This is a genomic window from Mesorhizobium qingshengii (genome assembly GCF_027563465.1).
Lineage (GTDB): Bacteria > Pseudomonadota > Alphaproteobacteria > Rhizobiales > Rhizobiaceae > Mesorhizobium > Mesorhizobium qingshengii_A.
Genome location: NZ_JAPFQA010000001.1, coordinates 1 through 17,321, shown reverse-complemented (window position 1 = coordinate 17,321; position 17,321 = coordinate 1). Strand labels below are relative to the sequence as shown.

The window sequence follows — 17,321 nt, the reverse complement described above, 5'->3', positions numbered from 1 at the left end:
ACGAGACGTTGGCAGAACCCGGCATTCATTTTCTAGACGCGCGTGGGCCGGACGGCGTGCGTCTTTACGCGATTGGCGACGTGCATGGCCGGCTCGACCTGCTGGCCGCCATGCATCAGCGCATCAATTCAGAGATCGAGCGGGAGGCGCCGGCCGACTGGCGCGTCATTCATCTTGGCGACTATGTCGACCGCGGACCAGACTCGAAGGGCGTGATCGACTTCCTGATCGAAGCGCGGCAACGCGATCCGCGTCATCTGGTGCTGGCCGGCAACCACGACATCGGTTTTCTCGATTTTCTCAAAACCCCCGACCCGGAAGGGCTTTTCATCCGTTTTGGCGGCATCCAGACGGCGCAATCCTATGGCGTGGAAATTATCGAGGGCACCAGCGCGTGGTTCGGCAAGGCCGAGGCCGCCATGCGCAAGGGACATCAAGCCCTGGTCGAGGCCGTGCCGCAAAGCCATATCGACTTCCTGCGGTCGCTGCCATTCTCAGTGAGTTTCGGCGACTTTTTCTTCTGCCATGCCGGCATCAGGCCAGGCATCCCCCTCGAGAGCCAAACCCCACAGGATCTGATCTGGATCCGCGACGTCTTCCACAACCATTCCGGCCTCTATCCGAAGATCGTGGTGCACGGCCACACGCCGGTACCGGGGGCCGAGGTGATGGCCAATCGTGTCAATGTCGACACGCTTGCCTGGCAGTCAGGCATGCTGAGCGCGCTCGTCGTCGACGGCACGGACAAACGCATCCTGGAAATGGCGATAAGGGAAGCATGAGCGTCCGCGTCCGAGGACGCGAAAGACGCTCCAGCTTTTAGCGCAGTGAGGCGGTGACGCCGTAACCGTCGACGGCGTTGTGGTTGCTGGCTGCGTCGGCGGCATAGATACCCAGACCGCAAAGCACAATGGCTGACAGCATGGCAAAGGACAGAAGCGCTGCTTTCACGGAAGTCATCTCTTGTTGAGCTTTCGGCATCTGTTCACGAGGTGGTTACCAATGCGTTGAAACGGAGAATTCGCTTCAAAGTTTCGACGATTTCGCGCTTCTAGGTGTGTTCTGTATCGGCGGTGTGTCGCGCGGGTCACACAAAAGGTTCATCGCGGTTGCACTGCCGATGCGGAGCGCGCGCCTTCTAGGATGGCGGGCGGCCACAAGCCAAGGATGAAAGCGGTTTTCCCCAGGCGGATTCACCGCCGCGTGCCAATTATGTCACGCCGCGTATGTCACGCCGCGAGTGCGCAGGGGCGACCGCTCAGATCGTCGCCACCCAGGCGCGGGCAATGGCGAGGCCAGCAGCGTCCGCGTCAGGCCCGTTGCGGGCCATTTCGCCATCGAGCTTGCCGGCCCAGTCGGGGTGGCGCGCGGCGATGGTCGGCGCGAAGGATGAACTCCAGTCCTGCACCATCGGCCGATCGGCCTCGAAATGGAACTGGAAGCCGTAGACGGCGCGGCCGACGCGAAACGCCTGGTTCTCGGCGACATCGTTGCCGGCAAGCCGCACGGCGTTCTCAGGCAGCACGAAGGTGTCGTCGTGCCACTGGAAGATCGGGAATTCTTCCGGCAGCTCAGCCAGCACCGGATCGGCCTTTGCATCCGACGTCAGCGACACACCGCGCCAGCCGAACTCATTGGCGCCGCCGATGCGGTTCTCGCCTCCAAAGGCGCGGGCAACGAGTTGGCTGCCGAGGCATATGCCGAGCACGGCGCGATCCTTGCCGGCGAAATCGCGGGTCAGTTCGAGCAGCGCCGGGAAATAGGGATATTCATCATCGGCCAGTGCATTCTGACCGCCGCCGAGCACCACCAAGGCGTCATGTTCGGCCGCGTCATCCGGCAGCGGATCGCCTCTGTAAGGGAGGCGCAGATCGAGGTCGGCGCCGGCTTCCGCAAGAGCGGCGCCGAGCTGACCGAGGCCGGTATTGTCGTAGTTCTGGACCACCAGCACCCGCATGGAAAACCCTGCTGACATGAAAAAGATGCGACGAGCGATATCATGCCGCCGGCCTTGCAGCCAAGATGCGCATTTGGGAGAAAGCTATGCCACTGCAAAACCGGGTCGACCCGTTCGGCGCCTTGTACGCCGTGCCCGAGCGCGGCCTGTTCATGGGCAATCGCGGCATCATCCATGATCCCGAAACGAAGACGCTGCTGAAAAAGCGCTGGGCGCTTCAAGCCTGGATCATCTGCGTCTGTGAGTTCCGCAACGTGCGGCGCGAGCCGATGGGCCGCAACAGGCCCGGTGGCAAGGCCGGCTGGACCGAGCTGTTCTTCCTCGACGAGGTGACGGCGCTGGCTGCCGGGCACCGCCCCTGCTTCTATTGCCGGCGCGAACGGGCCAAGGACTTTGTCCACCGTTTCGGCGAAGCCTTTGGCATTGCCGAGCCGCGCGCGCCGCAGGTGGACAAGCGGCTGCACAAGGAACGGCTGGCGTCCGGTGGGCAAGCAGTGAAGCTCGATAACGCGTCGCTGGCGGCCCTGCCGGACGGCACGATGATCGCAGCCGGCGACAGGCCCTACGCGCTGCGTGACGGTGCGGCGCTGCCCTGGGGTTTCGGCGGTTACAGACCGGCGATCGGTCTCGATGCGCCCGAGCTTGTCGATCCGTTCATGATTACGCCTACGACGACCGTTGCCGTGCTTGGCGCCGGATATCGTCCGGTTTGGGCGGACTGACCAGCGGCGCTACTTCAATTCCGATTGCGGCACCACGGGTATCGCCGGCAAGTCGTAGTAGTCGCCTGCGGATTCCGGATACAACTGGCTTTCCATTTTCAGACCGGTCTTGCCGTCTATGGTCCCGGCCCAGACGGAAATGAACGGGCTGCCAAACCGGCGCCAGAACAGATTTCCACCGCATATGGAGCAGAAGCCGCGCTCGGCATGTTCGGACGATCTGAACCAGCGCAGCGTGTCGCCGGTGATGGTCGCCTGCTTCTGTTCAACCTGCGTGGCCGCCCCGAAATGGCCGGTTGCCTTTCTGCACTGATTGCAATGGCAAGCAACGATCGGACGTAGTTCACCGGTCAATTCATAGCTGACGGCACCGCACAAACAGCCGCCTCGTGTAATCCTGTCCACTCCAGGTCTCCGGATCGCGTTATCCTGCACTCCAGCCAGACTGCGCGATGGAGCAAAAGACCGGCATCGGTATTCCGACAGTGCCGTGTCGTCTTTGCGGCACGGCCGGCACGCATGGCTTGACGTCGGCGGCCCGCTCGCCCATTCCTCGGCGATGCGCGCCAACTACAAGATGCAACGCCTGTTCGTGCCCGACGATCTCGGGGCGGATGCCGAGTTCGATGCCGGTCAGCAGCAAAGCCATTATCTCATGCATGTGCTGCGGCTCGGCGAAGGCGCGGAGATCCTTGTGTTCAACGGGCGTGACGGCGAGTGGTCGGCGGCCATATCAGCGAAAACAAAAAGGGCGGTGCGGCTGAAAGTGCTGGTCCCGCAACGGCCGCAGCCGCCGCTGCCCGATCTCGTCTATTGTTTCGCGCCGCTGAAGCAGGGCCGGCTCGACTATCTCGTGCAGAAGGCGGTCGAGATGGGCGCCGGCATCCTGCAGCCTGTCGTCACCCAGCACACGCAAGTGGCCAAGCCTTCCATCGATCGCCTGCGCGCCAATGTTGTCGAGGCGGCCGAGCAATGCGGCATCCTGGCGGTGCCGGATGTGCGCGAAGCGGAAAAATTCGATCGCCTGCTGACCGGCTGGGACAGAGAGCGGCGGCTGATCTTCTGCGACGAGGACGCCGCGACCAACAATCCGCTGCCTGCCCTGCAGGCGGTGACGGAGAAGAAGCTTGGGCTGCTGGTCGGGCCGGAGGGCGGCTTCTCCGATGACGAGCGCAAGATACTGCGCGCCCTGCCCTTCGTGACAGCCATTCCGCTTGGCCCTCGGATCCTGCGCGCCGATACGGCGGCGGTGGCCGCACTTGCGGTGATCCAGGCAACGGTCGGAGACTGGTGATCAATTCCACTTGACCTCTGGCTCAGGATTTTTCGCTTGATCGGCTGCTGACATTTCGTCCATTTACCGCCGGCGATCGTCTGATCGCCTTTGAGGGTTGAACCATGGCGCGCGACACAACCGATTTCAGGCCCATCGAAGGCATCGACGAACTCGTCGAGCACCTGGCCGAAGGCAACAAACCGCGCGACAAGTGGCGCATCGGCACCGAGCACGAGAAATTCCCGTTCTATGTCGACGGCAACGCGCCTGTGCCCTATGGCGGCGAGCGCGGCATCCGCGCCATCCTCGAAGGCATGCAGGAAAAGCTCGGCTGGGATCCGATCATCGACGACGGCCGCATCATCGGCCTGGTCGAGCCCACAGGCCAGGGTGCGATCTCGCTGGAGCCCGGTGGCCAGTTCGAATTGTCCGGCGCGCCGCTGGAGACGATCCACCAAACCTGTCGCGAGGGCAATGCGCATCTGGCGCAAGTGCGCGAGATCGCCGAACCGATGGGCATCCGCTTTCTTGGCCTTGGCGGCAGCCCGAAATGGTCGCTGGCCGAGACCCCGAAAATGCCGAAGTCGCGCTACGAGATCATGACGCGCTACATGCCCAAGGTCGGCAGCAAGGGCCTGGACATGATGTACCGCACCTGCACGATCCAGGTGAATCTCGACTTCGAGAGCGAGGCCGACATGCGGCGCAAAATGCAGGTGTCGCTGAAGCTGCAGCCGCTGTCGACGGCACTGTTCGCCAATTCGCCGTTCACCGAGAGCCGCCCGAACGGATTGCAAAGCTGGCGCGGCGACATCTGGCGCGACACCGACAACCAGCGCTCGGGCCTGCTCGAATTCTGCTTCTCACCCGATTTCGGCTTTGCCGACTATGTCGAATGGGCGCTCGACGTGCCGATGTATTTCGTCATTCGCGACGGCCATTATCACGACATGACTCACATCACCTTCCGTCAGTTCATGGCCGGTGCCGCGCGCAACGAAGTGCCGGACGGGCTGCCGACGATGGGCGACTGGGCGAACCATCTGTCGACGCTGTTCCCCGACGTGCGGTTGAAGCGGTTTCTGGAAATGCGCGGCGCCGACGGCGGACCGTGGCGGCGCATCTGCGCGCTGCCGGCGTTCTGGGTCGGGCTGCTCTATGACGAGGCAGCGCTCGATGCCGCCGAGGCACTGACCTCTAGCTGGACATATGAAGAAGTGCTGGCGATGCGCAATGCCGTGCCGGAACAAGCCATTTCCGCGCCCTTCCGCAACACCACGCTGCGCGAGATCGCGCGTGACGTGCTGGTCATCTCGCGCATGGGTCTCAAGAACCGCGGCAAGAAGAACCGCGACGGCTATGACGAGACATCGTTCCTCAACACTTTGGACGAAGTGGTCGCGCGCGGCACCACCAGCGCCGAGGAACTGCTCTCCGCCTTTCACACACGCTGGGGCGGTTCGATCGAACCGGTGTTCATGGAATACGCCTATTGACCCCTGCGCGTTAGGGAGCGGCAAAAGTCGCTTCAACCGGGCATCGAAACGAATTAGGCTCTCCGCCGAGGATTTCCCGGAGGAGAAGCCGATGCCTACCTTGTTCGACATGTTGGCGCAGGCCCAGAATGGCAGCGGCATGCAGGCGCTTGCCCAGCAATACGGGCTTTCGATGCAACAGACGCAGGCGGCGGTTGCCGCATTGCTGCCGGCCTTCTCGCAGGGACTGCAACGCAACACCGCGGATCCCTATGGGCTCGGCGCCTTCATGACGGCGATGGCGAGTGGCCAGCACGCCAAGTATTTCGAGGACGCAACGCGAGCCTTCTCGCCACAAGGCGTCAACGAGGGCAACGGCATATTGGGGCATCTGTTCGGCTCGAAGGACCTGTCGCGCGCCGTGGCCAGCCAGGCGGCGCAGGCGAGCGGCGTCAGCCAGCAGATCCTGCAGCAGATGCTGCCAGCGATCGCCTCGATGGTGATGGGCGGACTGTTCAAGCAGACGACGAACCAGTTGACGGGGGGCCAGATGCAGGCCGCAGGCGGTTTCGGTGGCGGCGGCAATCCGCTCGGCGAGATCATCGAGCAGATGATGCGGCAAGGTGTAGGCATGCAGGCCCCAGCCCCACAGCCTCAGAATCCGATGGACAATCCGTTCGGCAAGGTTTTGCAGGACATGTTCGGCGGCGGGACGCCGCAGCCGCAAAGCCAGCCGCAACCGGCACCCAATCCCTATGGCGACAATCCGCTCGGCAAGGTGCTGCAGGACATGTTCGGCGGCGGCGCGCCACAGCCGCAAGGCCGGGCGCAACCGCAGCCTCAACAGACGCAGAGCCCCTACGGCGACAACCCGCTGGGGAAAATCTTCGAGGAGATGCTGCGGCAAGGTGGTGGCGGCGGCTTCGGCACGCCCGGCGGACAGCCGGCACCGCAACCTCAGGCACCGCAGCCGCAGACCAACCCGAGCGGCCGGCCGAGGAACCCGTTCGACGATCTGTTCGGCAAGATGTTCGAAACCGGCGCCCAGCAGCGCGACGAGTACCAGAAGGGCGTGGAAACGATCTTCGACCAGTTCAAGCGCGATATGGACCGGCGGTAGCCGGCAAGCCAACGGCCGGTCTTCGGCAACGCAGAAAAAGAAAAGCCCGGTCCTTGGGAGGACCGGGCAACGTGCAGGCAGGCCGGCGGGGAACCGGCAGGGAGTGGGGAGCCTGCAGAACCTTGGTCGCGCTGAACCCTGAAAAGGTTCAACTGGACCGGAACTCAGCCGGTCAGGCCGCCTTGCGGGCGATATCCTCGATCGTCTCGACGCGATCGCTTGCGATTTCGCGCAAGATCGCCGTCGGGTCGCGGCCAAACGGCGCGTCAATGGCGACATGGAGGTCGGCGCGCGTCAGGCCGATATCGGCGAGTTCGGCATCCGACATTTCGCCGAGGCGATAGAAGGCGCGGCGGTTTTTCCAGGCGCGGTAGGCGTTGGAGACGGTGTTTGCCAGGCGCGTCGCAACGGCCGGACGCGAGGTGATGCGCGAGGTCTCGGTGGCGAAATCGAACGTGGTCATTATCGGCCTCCTTCAGACCGCCGCATGACCCCGAACCGAAGGTTCGGAAAAGGATCATGCGCAAAATCAAAGTGCTACAGCGTCCTTTGCGCGTCCAAAGGACGCGCAGCGCCGTAGGGGCGGACGAAACCAGGCGATCAGCGCTGGCTACAGCGACCGTTCCGGTCCCAATCACATGCCTTCATGTGGACATCGGCAATTTGCCATCGCCCGATTGATTAATCCAACGAATGTTTCTAATCTTTAGCATCAACACTAGTGATGGATTGGACCGATGAAAGCGCCGCTCGATCTCGATCAGTTGCAGACCTTCATCTCGATTGCCGACACAGGCAGCTTTACCCGGGCGGCCGAAGAGGTGCACCGGACCCAGTCGGCGGTATCGATGCAGATGCGCCGGCTGGAAGAGCGGATCGGCAAGCCGCTGTTCGAGAAGGATGGGCGCACCAACAAGCTGACCGAGGAAGGCGACAAGCTGCTCTCCTACGCGCGGCGGCTGCTCTATCTCAACCGCGAAACGCTGGCGGCCTTCGATGACCAGCGGCTGGAAGGCACGATCCGCATCGGCACGCCCGACGACTATGCCGATCGTTTCCTGCCCGAGATCATGGCGCGGTTCACGCGCTCCAATCCGCGCGTCGAACTGACCGTCATCTGCGAACCGACGCCGGGGCTGGTCGAACATATCAAGCGCGGCAATCTCGATCTGGCGCTGGTGACGCACAACGACACGCGCGGCCAGTCGGAAGTGGTGCGGCGCGAGCCGCTGCTGTGGGTCACCTCGGCCAACCATGCAACGCACGAGCAGCAGACGTTGCCGATGGCCTTTGGCCGGCCGAACTGCATCTGGCGGCGCGCCGCTGTCGACGTGCTCGACAGGCAGAACCGCGACTATCGCATCCTGTTCACCAGTTTCTCGGCAACCGTCATCACCGCAGCGGTGCTTTCGGGCCTGGCGATCTCGGTGCTGCCGGAATGCGCGCTCAGGCCCGGCATGCGGGTGCTGGGCGAAGCCGACGGCTTCGGCGCCCTGCCCGATTGCCGCATCGGCATCATGCGCGGCCAGACATCGCGACCGGAGATCGTCGACGCGCTCGCCCGCCATATTTCGGAAAGCCTGGACAACATCTCCGTGCCGCTGGGCGAAGAGACCGGCACATTCGACTTCGCGGCCCTCGCCTTCGCCAAGATGAAGCGGACCAAGCCGAACCAGATCCTGCCGGGCTGGTAGGCAGGCTACGCCCGGACCGGGGCTGGCTCGTTCTGACCGAGCGAGAGACCGGGGAGACCCAGCAACTGGAACGGTTCCAGTGGCGGGGCCAGAAGATAGCCTTGCAGTTGGTGACAACCCATGCCGACGAGCAGGGCTTTCTGCACTTCCGTCTCGACGCCCTCCGCGGTCACCTCGACATCGAGAGCAATCGCAAGGTCGATCAATGCCCTGACGATGGCGGTAGCGCTGCTGTCCTCGTCGAGAAGACGAACGAATGAACGGTCGATCTTCAGCTTGTCGATGGCATGACGGCGCAGATAACCCAGTGAGGAATAGCCGGTACCAAAATCATCGAGCACCACACTGATCCCCAACCTGCGTAGCTTTGCCAGGGCAGTGAGGGTCGTGTCGTTGTTTTCGAGCAACACGCTTTCGGTGATCTCGAGTTGCAGGCGCCCCGGCGCCAGCCCGGTCTCGGCAAGGATCGAGGCGACCTGTTCGGCAAATCCGACATCGCGCAACTGCAAGGGTGAAACATTGACGGCCACCCACGGCAAGCGTGTCCCGGCTGCAAAGCGGCAGGCTTCGAGCAGCGCCCATTTGCCGAGTTCGCCGATCATGCCGCGCTCTTCGGCAATGGCGATGAACTGCTGTGTCGGCAATGCGCCGTGGACTTCGTGCGTCCAGCGCACAAGCGCTTCAGCACCGAGGATAGTCCTGCCGTCGGCGGCAAAGATCGGCTGATATGTCAGCTTGATGCCGCCGCCACCGGCCAAGGCGTTGCGAAGTTCGCTTTCGACCTTGCGCTTGCGCAGCAACAGATCGTCCATGTCGCCGGCGAAGACCTGGTAGCGACCACGGCCATTCCTCTTGGCTTCATACAGAGCGATGTCGGCCCTGCGCAGCAGGTCATCGGCATCGGTCTCGGGGGCCGTCGACAAGGCGATACCGATGCTGGCGCTGACAAAAACCTGATCGTCCATCAGGCTGAAGGGTAGCTGGAATTTCTGCTGCAGGCGCTCCGACATATCCTCGGCATCCCGAACGTCGCGGACATCGATGAGGATGATGGCGAATTCGTCACCGCCGAGCCGGGCCACCGTATCGACTTCGCGAATTGTCTGCTGTAGCCGCGAGGCGGTCTGGCGCACGAGCTCGTCGCCGGCGGGATGGCCGAGCGTATCGTTGACATGCTTGAACCGATCGATATCGAGATAGAGCAGCGCCACCTTCACGCCGTCGTGGTTGGCCGTCAGCAACACGCGACGCAGCCGGTCCTCGAACAGGGCCCGGTTGGGTAGACCGGTGAGGGTATCGTGAAAGGCGAGATACTGGGCCTGGCTCTGACTGATCTGCAGGGCCGACGATGCGCGGCGCAGACGACGCAACAGGAACGCCAGCACGCTCGCGGCGACCAAAACCGCGAGGATCAGAGCCGGACCGGCCTTGCGCACGAGTGTCAGGCCAGGACGCTCCTGATCCCACCCGACATAGCCGAGAATGACACCACGGGAATCGACTAGCGGAATGGAGGCAGAGCCGACCGGTTGCGACAATGGCAGCAGGTGCGCGCCATCGAGCAGGTATTTCTCGGCGATCCTGCCGACGACGGCATCATCGATGAATTCAGCCGAGACATGCAGATACTCGCTTCCCGGCGCCTGAAAGACACGGTCCGAACTCGGCACCAGCGGCATGACACTGAGGATGGCAGGCCTTCCGTCAAGCGACACTAGATCCTCGGCGACCAATTTGAGCGGCCCGCCGGATGCGTTCTCTTTCGCCGGTTGGGCAATCAGCCGGCGCAGCTTTTCAATGGTGGGCAGCAGAGCAGGCTCGTCCTCGCCATAGGCGGCTGGTGCCACCACTTGCCCTTCGCGCATCGCGTGGATCGGCCGGTTGGCTTCGTCCAGCACATAGACTCGATTGTGGCCGTAATAGGAATACATCCAGACGCTGAGGTTTTCGACCATCCAGGTCTGATTGTTGGCCTTGGCGTTGGAGACGGAATCGTCCCAGACCGTGACACTTTCCTGCTCGCGTTCGACGGCGGCAATCTGATCCTGCAAGCCGTTGGCGAAGAATATCTTTTGTCGCTCAAGCGAGGTGCGGTCGGCCTGGACCATCGCGTAAGAGCCAAGACCGACGACCATCAGCAGTGCCAAGGCGGCGAGCACCAGCACCGTCAGCGTAACCTGGTATGTCAGTGGGCTGCGGTGTGCGCCTGCGCTCATACGTCCTTAGCCAGTTCCTTTAGATCCAACTCAATCAAACCAGGCTTAAGATCGCGTTATGAAAGGTGCCTTGACGCAGACGCCCAACCATCGCCCAATCGGGCGATGAGCGAGGCAGCATCCGAATCACGCACCAACGCCACCGAATACACGGTGAGCGAGATTTCCGGCGCGCTGAAGCGCACGGTCGAGGACGTCTTCGGCAATGTGCGGGTGCGCGGCGAAATATCCGGCTATCGCGGGCCGCATTCGTCCGGCCATGCCTATTTCGCGCTGAAGGACGACCGCGCCCGGCTCGACGCGGTGGTGTGGAAGGGCACGATGAGCCGGCTGAAATTCCGCCCCGAGGAGGGGATGGAAGTGATCGCCACCGGCAAGCTCACCACCTATCCCGGCAAGTCCAACTACCAGATCGTCATCGACAATCTGGAGCCCGCCGGCGCCGGAGCGCTGATGGCGCTGCTGGAAGAACGCAAGCGCCGGCTGCAGGCCGAGGGCCTGTTCGACAGCGGTCGCAAGCAGTTGCTGCCATTCATGCCGCGCGTCATCGGCGTCGTCACCTCGCCGACAGGGTCCGTCATCCGCGACATCATCCACCGGATCAAGGATCGCTTTCCATTGCATGTCCTGGTCTGGCCGGTGCGCGTGCAGGGCGAGACGTCAGGCGCGGAAGTGGCCGCCGCCGTCAACGGCTTCAACGCGCTGGCCTGGGATGGGGCCATTCAGCGCCCGGACCTGTTGATCGTGGCGCGCGGCGGCGGCAGCCTCGAAGACCTCTGGGGGTTCAACGACGAGGCGCTCGCCTGCGCCGTCGCCGCCTCCGGCATTCCGGTGATCTCGGCCGTCGGCCACGAGACCGACTGGACGCTGATCGACCTCGTCGCCGATGTGCGGGCGCCGACACCGACGGGTGCGGCCGAAATAGCCGTGCCGGTGAAGGCCGACCTCGAGGCGACGCTTGCCAGTCTTGGCGCGCGGCTCAAGGCGGCAGTGTCGCGCAATTTCGAACGCAAGCGGCAGGCAGTCCGCGCCGCCGCCCGCGCGCTGCCCTCGCCCGACCAATTGCTGGCGCTGCCGCGCCGACGCCTCGACGAAGCGACGAGCCGGCTCGGCCGGGCCCTGTCCGTCAGCGTCGACCGCAAGCGGGCACGGCTTCAGGGCCAAAGGCTGACACCGGCCACGCTGTCGCGGCGCATCAACGAAGCCCGCACGCTGACCGGCCGCGACCTCGCCCGCGCGCAGGCGGCGTTCTTCGCCATCGTACGCGAGCGCCGCGCGCGATTTTCGCGCACCGCGACGCGGCTGTCGCCGGCACCGATCGCACGGCGCCAGAAACTGCAGGGAGACATGCTGACGGCGCTGGCGCGCCGGCAAGATCGTGTCATTTCCGTGCGGTTGGAGCGCCTGCGCGGACAACTGAGCCAGGCCGAGCGCCTGCTGACCACGCTTTCGCACAAGGCCGTTCTGGCGCGCGGCTTCGCCCTGGTGAAGGACGCCGACGGCGCGGTGATCAAGCAGGCGGCCGACGTGACGTCGGGGATGGCGCTTTCGCTGGAATTCGCCGACGGCACCGCGGATGCGGTCGCGACCGGCGGCGCGGCCAAACCGAAAGCGGTGGCCAAGCCAGCGGCCAAGGCCAGGGAGCCCGGCAATCAGGGATCGCTGTTCTGAGGCCATGACCGACAATCCGCACCATCTGGCAACACCTTCCGGCAAACCGCGCGCGCGAAGCTTCGGCATCGGCTTCGACGGGACGCCCGGACCGTTCAATGCGATCACCGACGTGCCCGGCGTCGCGGTCGGTTATGCGACGCTGATTTCCGGCGATGGCGCGCTTGTCGTCGGCCAGGGACCGGTGCGCACCGGCGTGACCGCGATACTGCCCAGGCCGCGCGCCGATCTTGCCACGCCGGTCTTTGCCGGCATCTTCAGCCAGAACGGCAATGGCGAGCTGACCGGCTCGCACATCGTCGAGGAAACCGGCGCTTTCAATTTCCCGGTCACCATCACCAACACGCATTCCTGCGGTGTCTCACGCGACGGCACGCTGCGCTGGATGAGCCAGGTGCTGCCGGCGGCCCTCGACAGCGCCTGGGGCCTGCCGGTGGCGGCGGAGACCTACGACGGTTTCCTCAACGATATCAACGGCTACCATCTGACATCAGAGCATGTCGGCCAGGCGCTTGACGGCGCGGCCAGCGGCCCGATCGAGGAAGGCAGCGTCGGTGGCGGCACCGGCATGATCACCTTCGGCTTCAAGGCCGGTTCCGGCACCGCATCGCGCGTCGTCGAATGGCACGGCCGCTGCTATACGGTCGGCGCCTTCGTGCAGTCGAATTTCGGCAAACGGCATAATTTCACGGTTCGCGGCCTGCGCGCCGGGCCCGAGCTTGCCGAACCGGCGATCCACGAGGGTACGCCGCGCGCTGAAAAGGGTTCGATCATCGCCATCATTGCCACCGACGCGCCGTTCCTGCCGCATCAGATGAAGCGCTTGGCGCGGCGCGTGCCGCTCGGCGTCGCCATGACCGGCGGCTTCGGCTATCACAGTTCCGGCGACATTTTTCTCGCCTTCTCGACCGCCAATCCTGCCGCTGCGCTGGCTCCGTCAGGCCGGATCGCCAGCGCTGATTTCATCCCGGACACTGACATCGATCCGTTTTTCGATGCGGTGATCCAGAGTGTGGAGGAAGCGATCCTCAACGCATTGGTCGCCAATGACGACATGACCGGGCGTGACGGCAATTTCGTCCCTGCGCTGCCGAAGACGTGGCTGAAAGAGACGTTTGGCTGAGGACAGCCGAGACAAAGACGCGGGCCGAATGGACCCGCGTTTCAAGACCAGTGTCGCCCCTAAGTCTAGACAGTCATTCCGCGGCTTTGCTGGATGCCTGCTGGTTTTCGTCGGCCTCGGCCGCTTCCTCGAGCCGGGAAGCTATCAGTTCCTGAATGTCGCCGACTTCCTCCTGGATGTCCTCCAAGGGAATGCCGACTTCCGCCGCCTTGGCGGCGCATTCCTTGGCCAGCGTCTCGGCCTGCTTCTCGATCCTGGCCTGGGACGGCTGGCACTGGACCTTTTCGCCGATCCATCCCCGCAAGAACTCGATCGCGTGTTCACTCATACTGCTGTTCCCTGGCGGCAAAGCCGGTTGGTAATCATAAACGTCGGCATCCGGCGAAGGATGCATGCCCCCATTCCAGCCGAGTCGTGGCCGCCCGGCAAGCCGATGCCGTCCAAGGTCCACAGAGCCATAGGAAATCGAGGGGTCAAGAACATTTTCTGATTCTGGTGGGGTCGGTACCGTTGGCTGGGGTCGCCCCAGCTTGCGCCACTGTTTCTATTTGCTTTTTCCGGTTTCCGAGCCGATTTCGTCACAAAAGATGGCGCAACACATAACACATTCACAGTTGCTCCGGGGGCACTGCCTTCAGGCACGCGGGTCGAAGCCGCCGCTATATAGTGACTTCCTCATGCAATGTCGACTCCGCTCGCCATCCTGCTTCTTTCCGCCACGTCAGAGGGCTCCGCGAAGGATGCAAGACAAGGAATCCCCCGCGGAATCGTCAGACTTCCACAGCCACCACGCCCGCGCAATCGCCGGCCTTCACCAGGCCGGGGAAATGTCGCGCCGCCAGCAGGCCCGACATCTTTGCCCGGATCTCCTGGGACGCAACACCGGTACGGTCGACGGAATGAACCCGCGCCAGCACCTTATCTTCTTCGACGGGTTCGCCAAGATCGACCATAGTCTCGATCACGCCGTTATCCTCGGCGAAGAGAAACAGTCACCCGACGGCATGTCGAGCCATTGCATCGGGCTCGTCTCGACCGCGCCGGTGACGATGCCCGCATGGCGCAGCGTTGAGCCCGCCGCGCCGCGCGATCCGCACGGTATGCGTATGCGAAGTGCCGCCGCCGCCCAGTTCGGCGGTGATGAACAGTTTCCCCATCTCCTCGGCGGCAGTGGCCCTTCTTCTCGGACGCAAAGCACCATATCCATGGTACGATCCAGCCATCTTGCTGGACGCCGTCGGGCGGGGGACGTCACATTGCTGCTGATTTTCTTGACGAGCCCGGCCGGCATGCCGCTGTTTTTTCGAGCAATGCCGGCGATGGGCCTGCTGCTTACCCCAGCGGAGCTTGCCTGATGCCGTTTGAGATCGACCAGGCGACGATCGCAGCCTATCTGGAAGTCATCACCATCAATCTCGTTCTCTCGGGCGACAATGTCGTGGCGATCGGCATGGCGGCGGCCGGCCTGGCAAGAGACCTGCGCCAGAAGGCGATCGTGGCCGGCATTGCCGCGGCAGCGGTGATCCGTATCGTCTTTGCCGTGGTGGCGGTGCAATTGCTGGAAATCCCAGGCATCATGCTCGTCGGCGGCCTGCTGCTGTTCTGGGTCTGCTGGAACATGTTCGAGGAATTGCGATCCGCCGGCGATGCCGATGGCGGAAACGGCATGGACGTCGATCCCGACACGGCCAGCCTTGTGGCGAAACGACCGGCCAAGGCGCTACGCACAGCGATCATTCAGATCATTGTCGCCGACGTTTCGATGTCGCTGGACAATGTGCTCGCCGTGGCCGGCGCGGCAAGCGACGACATGGATGCGCTGATCTTCGGTCTCATCCTGTCGGTGGTCCTGATGGCGGTCGCCTCGACGCTGGTGGCGGCGCTGCTGGCCAGATACCGCTGGATCGGCTGGCTCGGCCTTGCGGTCATTGTCTATGTCGCGGGCAGCATGGTGCTGGACGGCGTCGGGCAGTTGAAGGCGCTCGATTACAGAACGCTTTTTTCGAAGGCCGCATCGGCCTAGACCGACTTCCGGGGGCCTCGGCGGCCCCCGGATCTTCAACCGGCCGTATTGGAGCGCAGCTTCGCCGAGGCAAAACACGGATTCGTGCGGAGGCTGGACGTGAAGTGATACCCCCAGCAGGCGCTTCGGCAACCCCCGGAGCCTAGTTGCCGGAACCGCCGCCGGAATCGCCACCTTTACCGCCGGAATCGCCGCCCTTGCCGCCGGAATCGCCACCCTTGCCGCCGGTGTCGCCACCCTTGCCACCGGAATCACCGCCCTTGCCACCGGTGTCGCCGCTCTTGCCTCCGATATCACCGGCGCTGGAATCATCTCCAGCGCCGGGAACGGTGTTGTCACCCAGACGTGCAAGCGTTGCCGCTATCAGCGAAGTTGTGAGGGGTGGGCATTGTTCAATTTGGTCCGACGAAAGGATACTCCTGCGATTGATCGCGATACAACACCGCGCATAGTTGGCGTCGGTAAGTGGTTGGCATTGGGCTGCTGTCAGCCGCGGCCGAATACTGTCCTGTGCTGCTGTTGAACTCGCCCAATTCATGGCCAAAGAAGCAGATGAAATGAGCAAGATCGAATGAGTCCTTCCCCTCCAAGCCCGATATCGTAGCATTTCTTCCTCCAACGGAAAGCGCACATGGCCCCAAACCAAGGCGCTATCAACCAATTTCTACAATTCGGTAACATATTGTTATGTATATTGGTCGAGAATACCTTTTTAAGGATTGATTTACCACATTGTGCGAGGCTTGTTCGTTGAGTTGACAACTAAAGGAGACGGTACGTGGTACGTTTCGCTACGCTTGTTGCCTTAGCCATGGTGGCAACCGGTTGCAGTGAAACCATGCAGACAACCAATGCGATGATGGTCACAAAGGGGTATGCATTCCCTCGCCGGCCGCTCGCGTTTTCTGCACCAGCCACCCAAGACTCTGCAGCACCGACGGGCAGGTCAAGCTGGTGACGCTGACGCCGGCACGCAAGGCCGAACTCGAAGCCGTGAACACCTCCGTCAATCGCCGGATCGAGGAGCGTAGCGACCTCGTCACGGCGGGCAGCGTCGACGATTGGCGCGTGCCGACCAAACAGGGCGACTGCGAGGATATTGCGATCCTGAAGAAGAGCGAGCTTTTGAAGCGTGGATGGCCAGCTTCCGCCTTGCTCCTGACGGTCGCGACGCTCGGCGGCGAGGGTCACACGGTGCTCACGGTGCGAACCGACAAGGGAGACTTGATCCTGGACAACCGTGGCAGTGTGATCAGGGACTGGTCACGCACTTCGTACCATTATTTTGCCCGCCAATCCCAGTCCGCCAGCGGGAAGTGGGTGCGGATCAGCTCTTAACGGCTTTCGAGTTACTTGCATCCGACTTCACTGCTCTGTGTGAGGCAAGAGTTCCGAACTGGGCGCGACCAATTTCCGTCCAACGGGGCCTGGACTGCTTTATATTCCCGAGCCTCTATACCGAGCGGCTTCCACCCAGAATGCGAGAGCGATTGCCGGAGACCGTCCTTTCACTTCAAAATCCCGCCCCCGATAGCTTCCCGCCGCAATCCACACTGTCTTTGAACGCTGATAGATCGTGATGCCGCGTGCACTCGCCCGAGCGCATAGTTCCGCGTCATTTCGAGACATTTTTCTAACCCCATCGCCCATCAGACCTGTAGAACGATTGTGAGGGAGACGTTCTTCCCGCAAAAAAGACCTGGTTGCAGAGCGACCGCCCGTGGTCACGCGGGGAGGTATTCCAGATCCTCCGCACGGGGCTTCCTCCAGAACGCCCGCGCAATTGCTGGCGACCGTCCTTTCGCCTCAAATCCCGCTGCCAGCCTCCTGCCGCATCCACGCAGTCTTTGAACGTCGATGGATCGCAGTGCCAATGCGCTCGCACGCTGGTGGTTTCGCATCACTTCGATGCACTGGTTGCCCTCGGGATTGCGGCAGCTATAAACAGCCAGAATTGCGTGCGGCCGCATTTTTGCGGGTATCCCGGCCAAGACTCCACTTTTGGATTAGCTGGTCCGGCCTGTTTGCCCATTAGGATGAATGT

16 protein-coding genes and 2 pseudogenes are annotated in these 17,321 nt (G+C 63.0%); 11 read left to right on the top strand and 7 right to left on the bottom strand.

Features of this window, described 5'->3' with window-relative positions:
• The first annotated feature begins 8 nt into the window (after positions 1-8).
• Positions 9-782: a metallophosphoesterase family protein gene (locus OOJ09_RS00090; RefSeq protein WP_269903230.1), complete on the top strand. Its 774-nt coding sequence runs from the start codon at positions 9-11 to the stop codon at positions 780-782.
• Positions 783-819: 37 nt separating this feature from the next.
• On the opposite strand, the gene OOJ09_RS00085 is transcribed toward OOJ09_RS00090, so the two are convergent.
• Complete coding sequence (locus OOJ09_RS00085; RefSeq protein WP_256750304.1) at positions 820-951, bottom strand: hypothetical protein; 132 nt, start codon at positions 949-951, stop codon at positions 820-822.
• A gap of 307 nt (positions 952-1,258) precedes the next feature.
• Entirely contained in the window at positions 1,259-1,957 is a 699-nt protein-coding gene (locus OOJ09_RS00080) for a type 1 glutamine amidotransferase (RefSeq protein WP_269903229.1), read from the bottom strand.
• Positions 1,958-2,043: 86 nt separating this feature from the next.
• Between OOJ09_RS00080 and OOJ09_RS00075 the strand changes: the two genes are divergently transcribed.
• A complete protein-coding gene (locus OOJ09_RS00075; RefSeq protein WP_269903228.1) occupies positions 2,044-2,679 on the top strand; it encodes a hypothetical protein in 636 nt (211 codons plus the stop codon).
• Between the two features lie 9 nt (positions 2,680-2,688).
• Here OOJ09_RS00075 and OOJ09_RS00070 read toward each other — a convergent pair whose 3' ends face one another.
• Entirely contained in the window at positions 2,689-3,084 is a 396-nt protein-coding gene (locus OOJ09_RS00070; protein ID WP_269903227.1) for a GFA family protein, read from the bottom strand.
• A 154-nt stretch (positions 3,085-3,238) separates the two neighbouring features.
• On the opposite strand from OOJ09_RS00070, the gene OOJ09_RS00065 reads away from it, so the two are divergent.
• The 3 genes from OOJ09_RS00065 (at position 3,239) to OOJ09_RS00055 (ending at position 6,550) form a co-directional block, all read left to right on the top strand.
• On the top strand, positions 3,239-3,973 hold the full coding sequence (locus tag OOJ09_RS00065; protein ID WP_269904030.1) for a 16S rRNA (uracil(1498)-N(3))-methyltransferase: 735 nt from the start codon (positions 3,239-3,241) through the stop codon (positions 3,971-3,973).
• A 104-nt stretch (positions 3,974-4,077) separates the two neighbouring features.
• The gene (locus OOJ09_RS00060; protein ID WP_269903226.1) at positions 4,078-5,451 is read left to right on the top strand and encodes a glutamate--cysteine ligase; all 1,374 of its coding nucleotides are present in this window, start codon (positions 4,078-4,080) and stop codon (positions 5,449-5,451) included.
• Between the two features lie 91 nt (positions 5,452-5,542).
• Positions 5,543-6,550, top strand: a complete 1,008-nt coding sequence (locus OOJ09_RS00055; RefSeq protein ID WP_269903225.1) for a DUF937 domain-containing protein — start codon at positions 5,543-5,545, stop codon at positions 6,548-6,550.
• Positions 6,551-6,722: 172 nt separating this feature from the next.
• Here OOJ09_RS00055 and OOJ09_RS00050 read toward each other — a convergent pair whose 3' ends face one another.
• Entirely contained in the window at positions 6,723-7,013 is a 291-nt protein-coding gene (locus OOJ09_RS00050) for a DUF1127 domain-containing protein (protein ID WP_269903224.1), read from the bottom strand.
• 274 nt (positions 7,014-7,287) lie between these two features.
• Here OOJ09_RS00050 and OOJ09_RS00045 point away from each other — a divergent pair, with 274 nt between their 5' ends.
• Positions 7,288-8,244, top strand: a complete 957-nt coding sequence (locus OOJ09_RS00045; protein ID WP_269903223.1) for a LysR substrate-binding domain-containing protein — start codon at positions 7,288-7,290, stop codon at positions 8,242-8,244.
• Positions 8,245-8,249: 5 nt separating this feature from the next.
• On the opposite strand, the gene OOJ09_RS00040 is transcribed toward OOJ09_RS00045, so the two are convergent.
• Positions 8,250-10,460, bottom strand: a complete 2,211-nt coding sequence (locus tag OOJ09_RS00040; RefSeq protein ID WP_269903222.1) for an EAL domain-containing protein — start codon at positions 10,458-10,460, stop codon at positions 8,250-8,252.
• 105 nt (positions 10,461-10,565) lie between these two features.
• Between OOJ09_RS00040 and xseA the strand changes: the two genes are divergently transcribed.
• Entirely contained in the window at positions 10,566-12,131 is a 1,566-nt protein-coding gene (xseA, locus tag OOJ09_RS00035) for an exodeoxyribonuclease VII large subunit (protein WP_269903221.1), read from the top strand.
• Positions 12,132-12,135: 4 nt separating this feature from the next.
• Complete coding sequence (locus OOJ09_RS00030; protein WP_269903220.1) at positions 12,136-13,254, top strand: P1 family peptidase; 1,119 nt, start codon at positions 12,136-12,138, stop codon at positions 13,252-13,254.
• A gap of 73 nt (positions 13,255-13,327) precedes the next feature.
• Here OOJ09_RS00030 and OOJ09_RS00025 read toward each other — a convergent pair whose 3' ends face one another.
• Both OOJ09_RS00025 and OOJ09_RS00020 read right to left on the bottom strand, forming a co-directional pair.
• The gene (locus OOJ09_RS00025) at positions 13,328-13,582 is read right to left on the bottom strand and encodes a DUF768 domain-containing protein (RefSeq protein ID WP_091586006.1); all 255 of its coding nucleotides are present in this window, start codon (positions 13,580-13,582) and stop codon (positions 13,328-13,330) included.
• Positions 13,583-14,024: 442 nt separating this feature from the next.
• A pseudogene (locus OOJ09_RS00020) lies at positions 14,025-14,426 on the bottom strand (N-alpha-acetyl diaminobutyric acid deacetylase DoeB); the annotation flags it as partial.
• 182 nt (positions 14,427-14,608) lie between these two features.
• On the opposite strand from OOJ09_RS00020, the gene OOJ09_RS00015 reads away from it, so the two are divergent.
• From OOJ09_RS00015 to OOJ09_RS00005, 3 genes and pseudogenes are all read left to right on the top strand, one after another.
• Complete coding sequence (locus OOJ09_RS00015; RefSeq protein WP_269903219.1) at positions 14,609-15,277, top strand: YjbE family putative metal transport protein; 669 nt, start codon at positions 14,609-14,611, stop codon at positions 15,275-15,277.
• 166 nt (positions 15,278-15,443) lie between these two features.
• Positions 15,444-15,800 (top strand): hypothetical protein, encoded by a 357-nt coding sequence (locus OOJ09_RS32045; RefSeq protein WP_420107489.1) that lies wholly within the window; start codon positions 15,444-15,446, stop codon positions 15,798-15,800.
• A gap of 288 nt (positions 15,801-16,088) precedes the next feature.
• Positions 16,089-16,615: pseudogene (locus tag OOJ09_RS00005) on the top strand (transglutaminase-like cysteine peptidase).
• The last annotated feature ends 706 nt before the right edge of the window (positions 16,616-17,321 follow it).

Coding starts and splice junctions, on each gene's coding strand:
- OOJ09_RS00040 (WP_269903222.1), bottom strand. CDS start 10,460: ATGAGCGCAGGCGCACACCGCAGCCCACTGACATACCAGGTTACGCTG.
- OOJ09_RS00065 (WP_269904030.1), top strand. CDS start 3,239: ATGCGCGCCAACTACAAGATGCAACGCCTGTTCGTGCCCGACGATCTC.
- OOJ09_RS00060 (WP_269903226.1), top strand. CDS start 4,078: ATGGCGCGCGACACAACCGATTTCAGGCCCATCGAAGGCATCGACGAA.
- OOJ09_RS00055 (WP_269903225.1), top strand. CDS start 5,543: ATGCCTACCTTGTTCGACATGTTGGCGCAGGCCCAGAATGGCAGCGGC.
- OOJ09_RS00050 (WP_269903224.1), bottom strand. CDS start 7,013: ATGACCACGTTCGATTTCGCCACCGAGACCTCGCGCATCACCTCGCGT.
- OOJ09_RS00045 (WP_269903223.1), top strand. CDS start 7,288: ATGAAAGCGCCGCTCGATCTCGATCAGTTGCAGACCTTCATCTCGATT.
- OOJ09_RS00015 (WP_269903219.1), top strand. CDS start 14,609: ATGCCGTTTGAGATCGACCAGGCGACGATCGCAGCCTATCTGGAAGTC.
- OOJ09_RS00025 (WP_091586006.1), bottom strand. CDS start 13,582: ATGAGTGAACACGCGATCGAGTTCTTGCGGGGATGGATCGGCGAAAAG.
- OOJ09_RS00080 (WP_269903229.1), bottom strand. CDS start 1,957: ATGCGGGTGCTGGTGGTCCAGAACTACGACAATACCGGCCTCGGTCAG.
- OOJ09_RS00075 (WP_269903228.1), top strand. CDS start 2,044: ATGCCACTGCAAAACCGGGTCGACCCGTTCGGCGCCTTGTACGCCGTG.
- OOJ09_RS00030 (WP_269903220.1), top strand. CDS start 12,136: ATGACCGACAATCCGCACCATCTGGCAACACCTTCCGGCAAACCGCGC.
- xseA (WP_269903221.1), top strand. CDS start 10,566: ATGAGCGAGGCAGCATCCGAATCACGCACCAACGCCACCGAATACACG.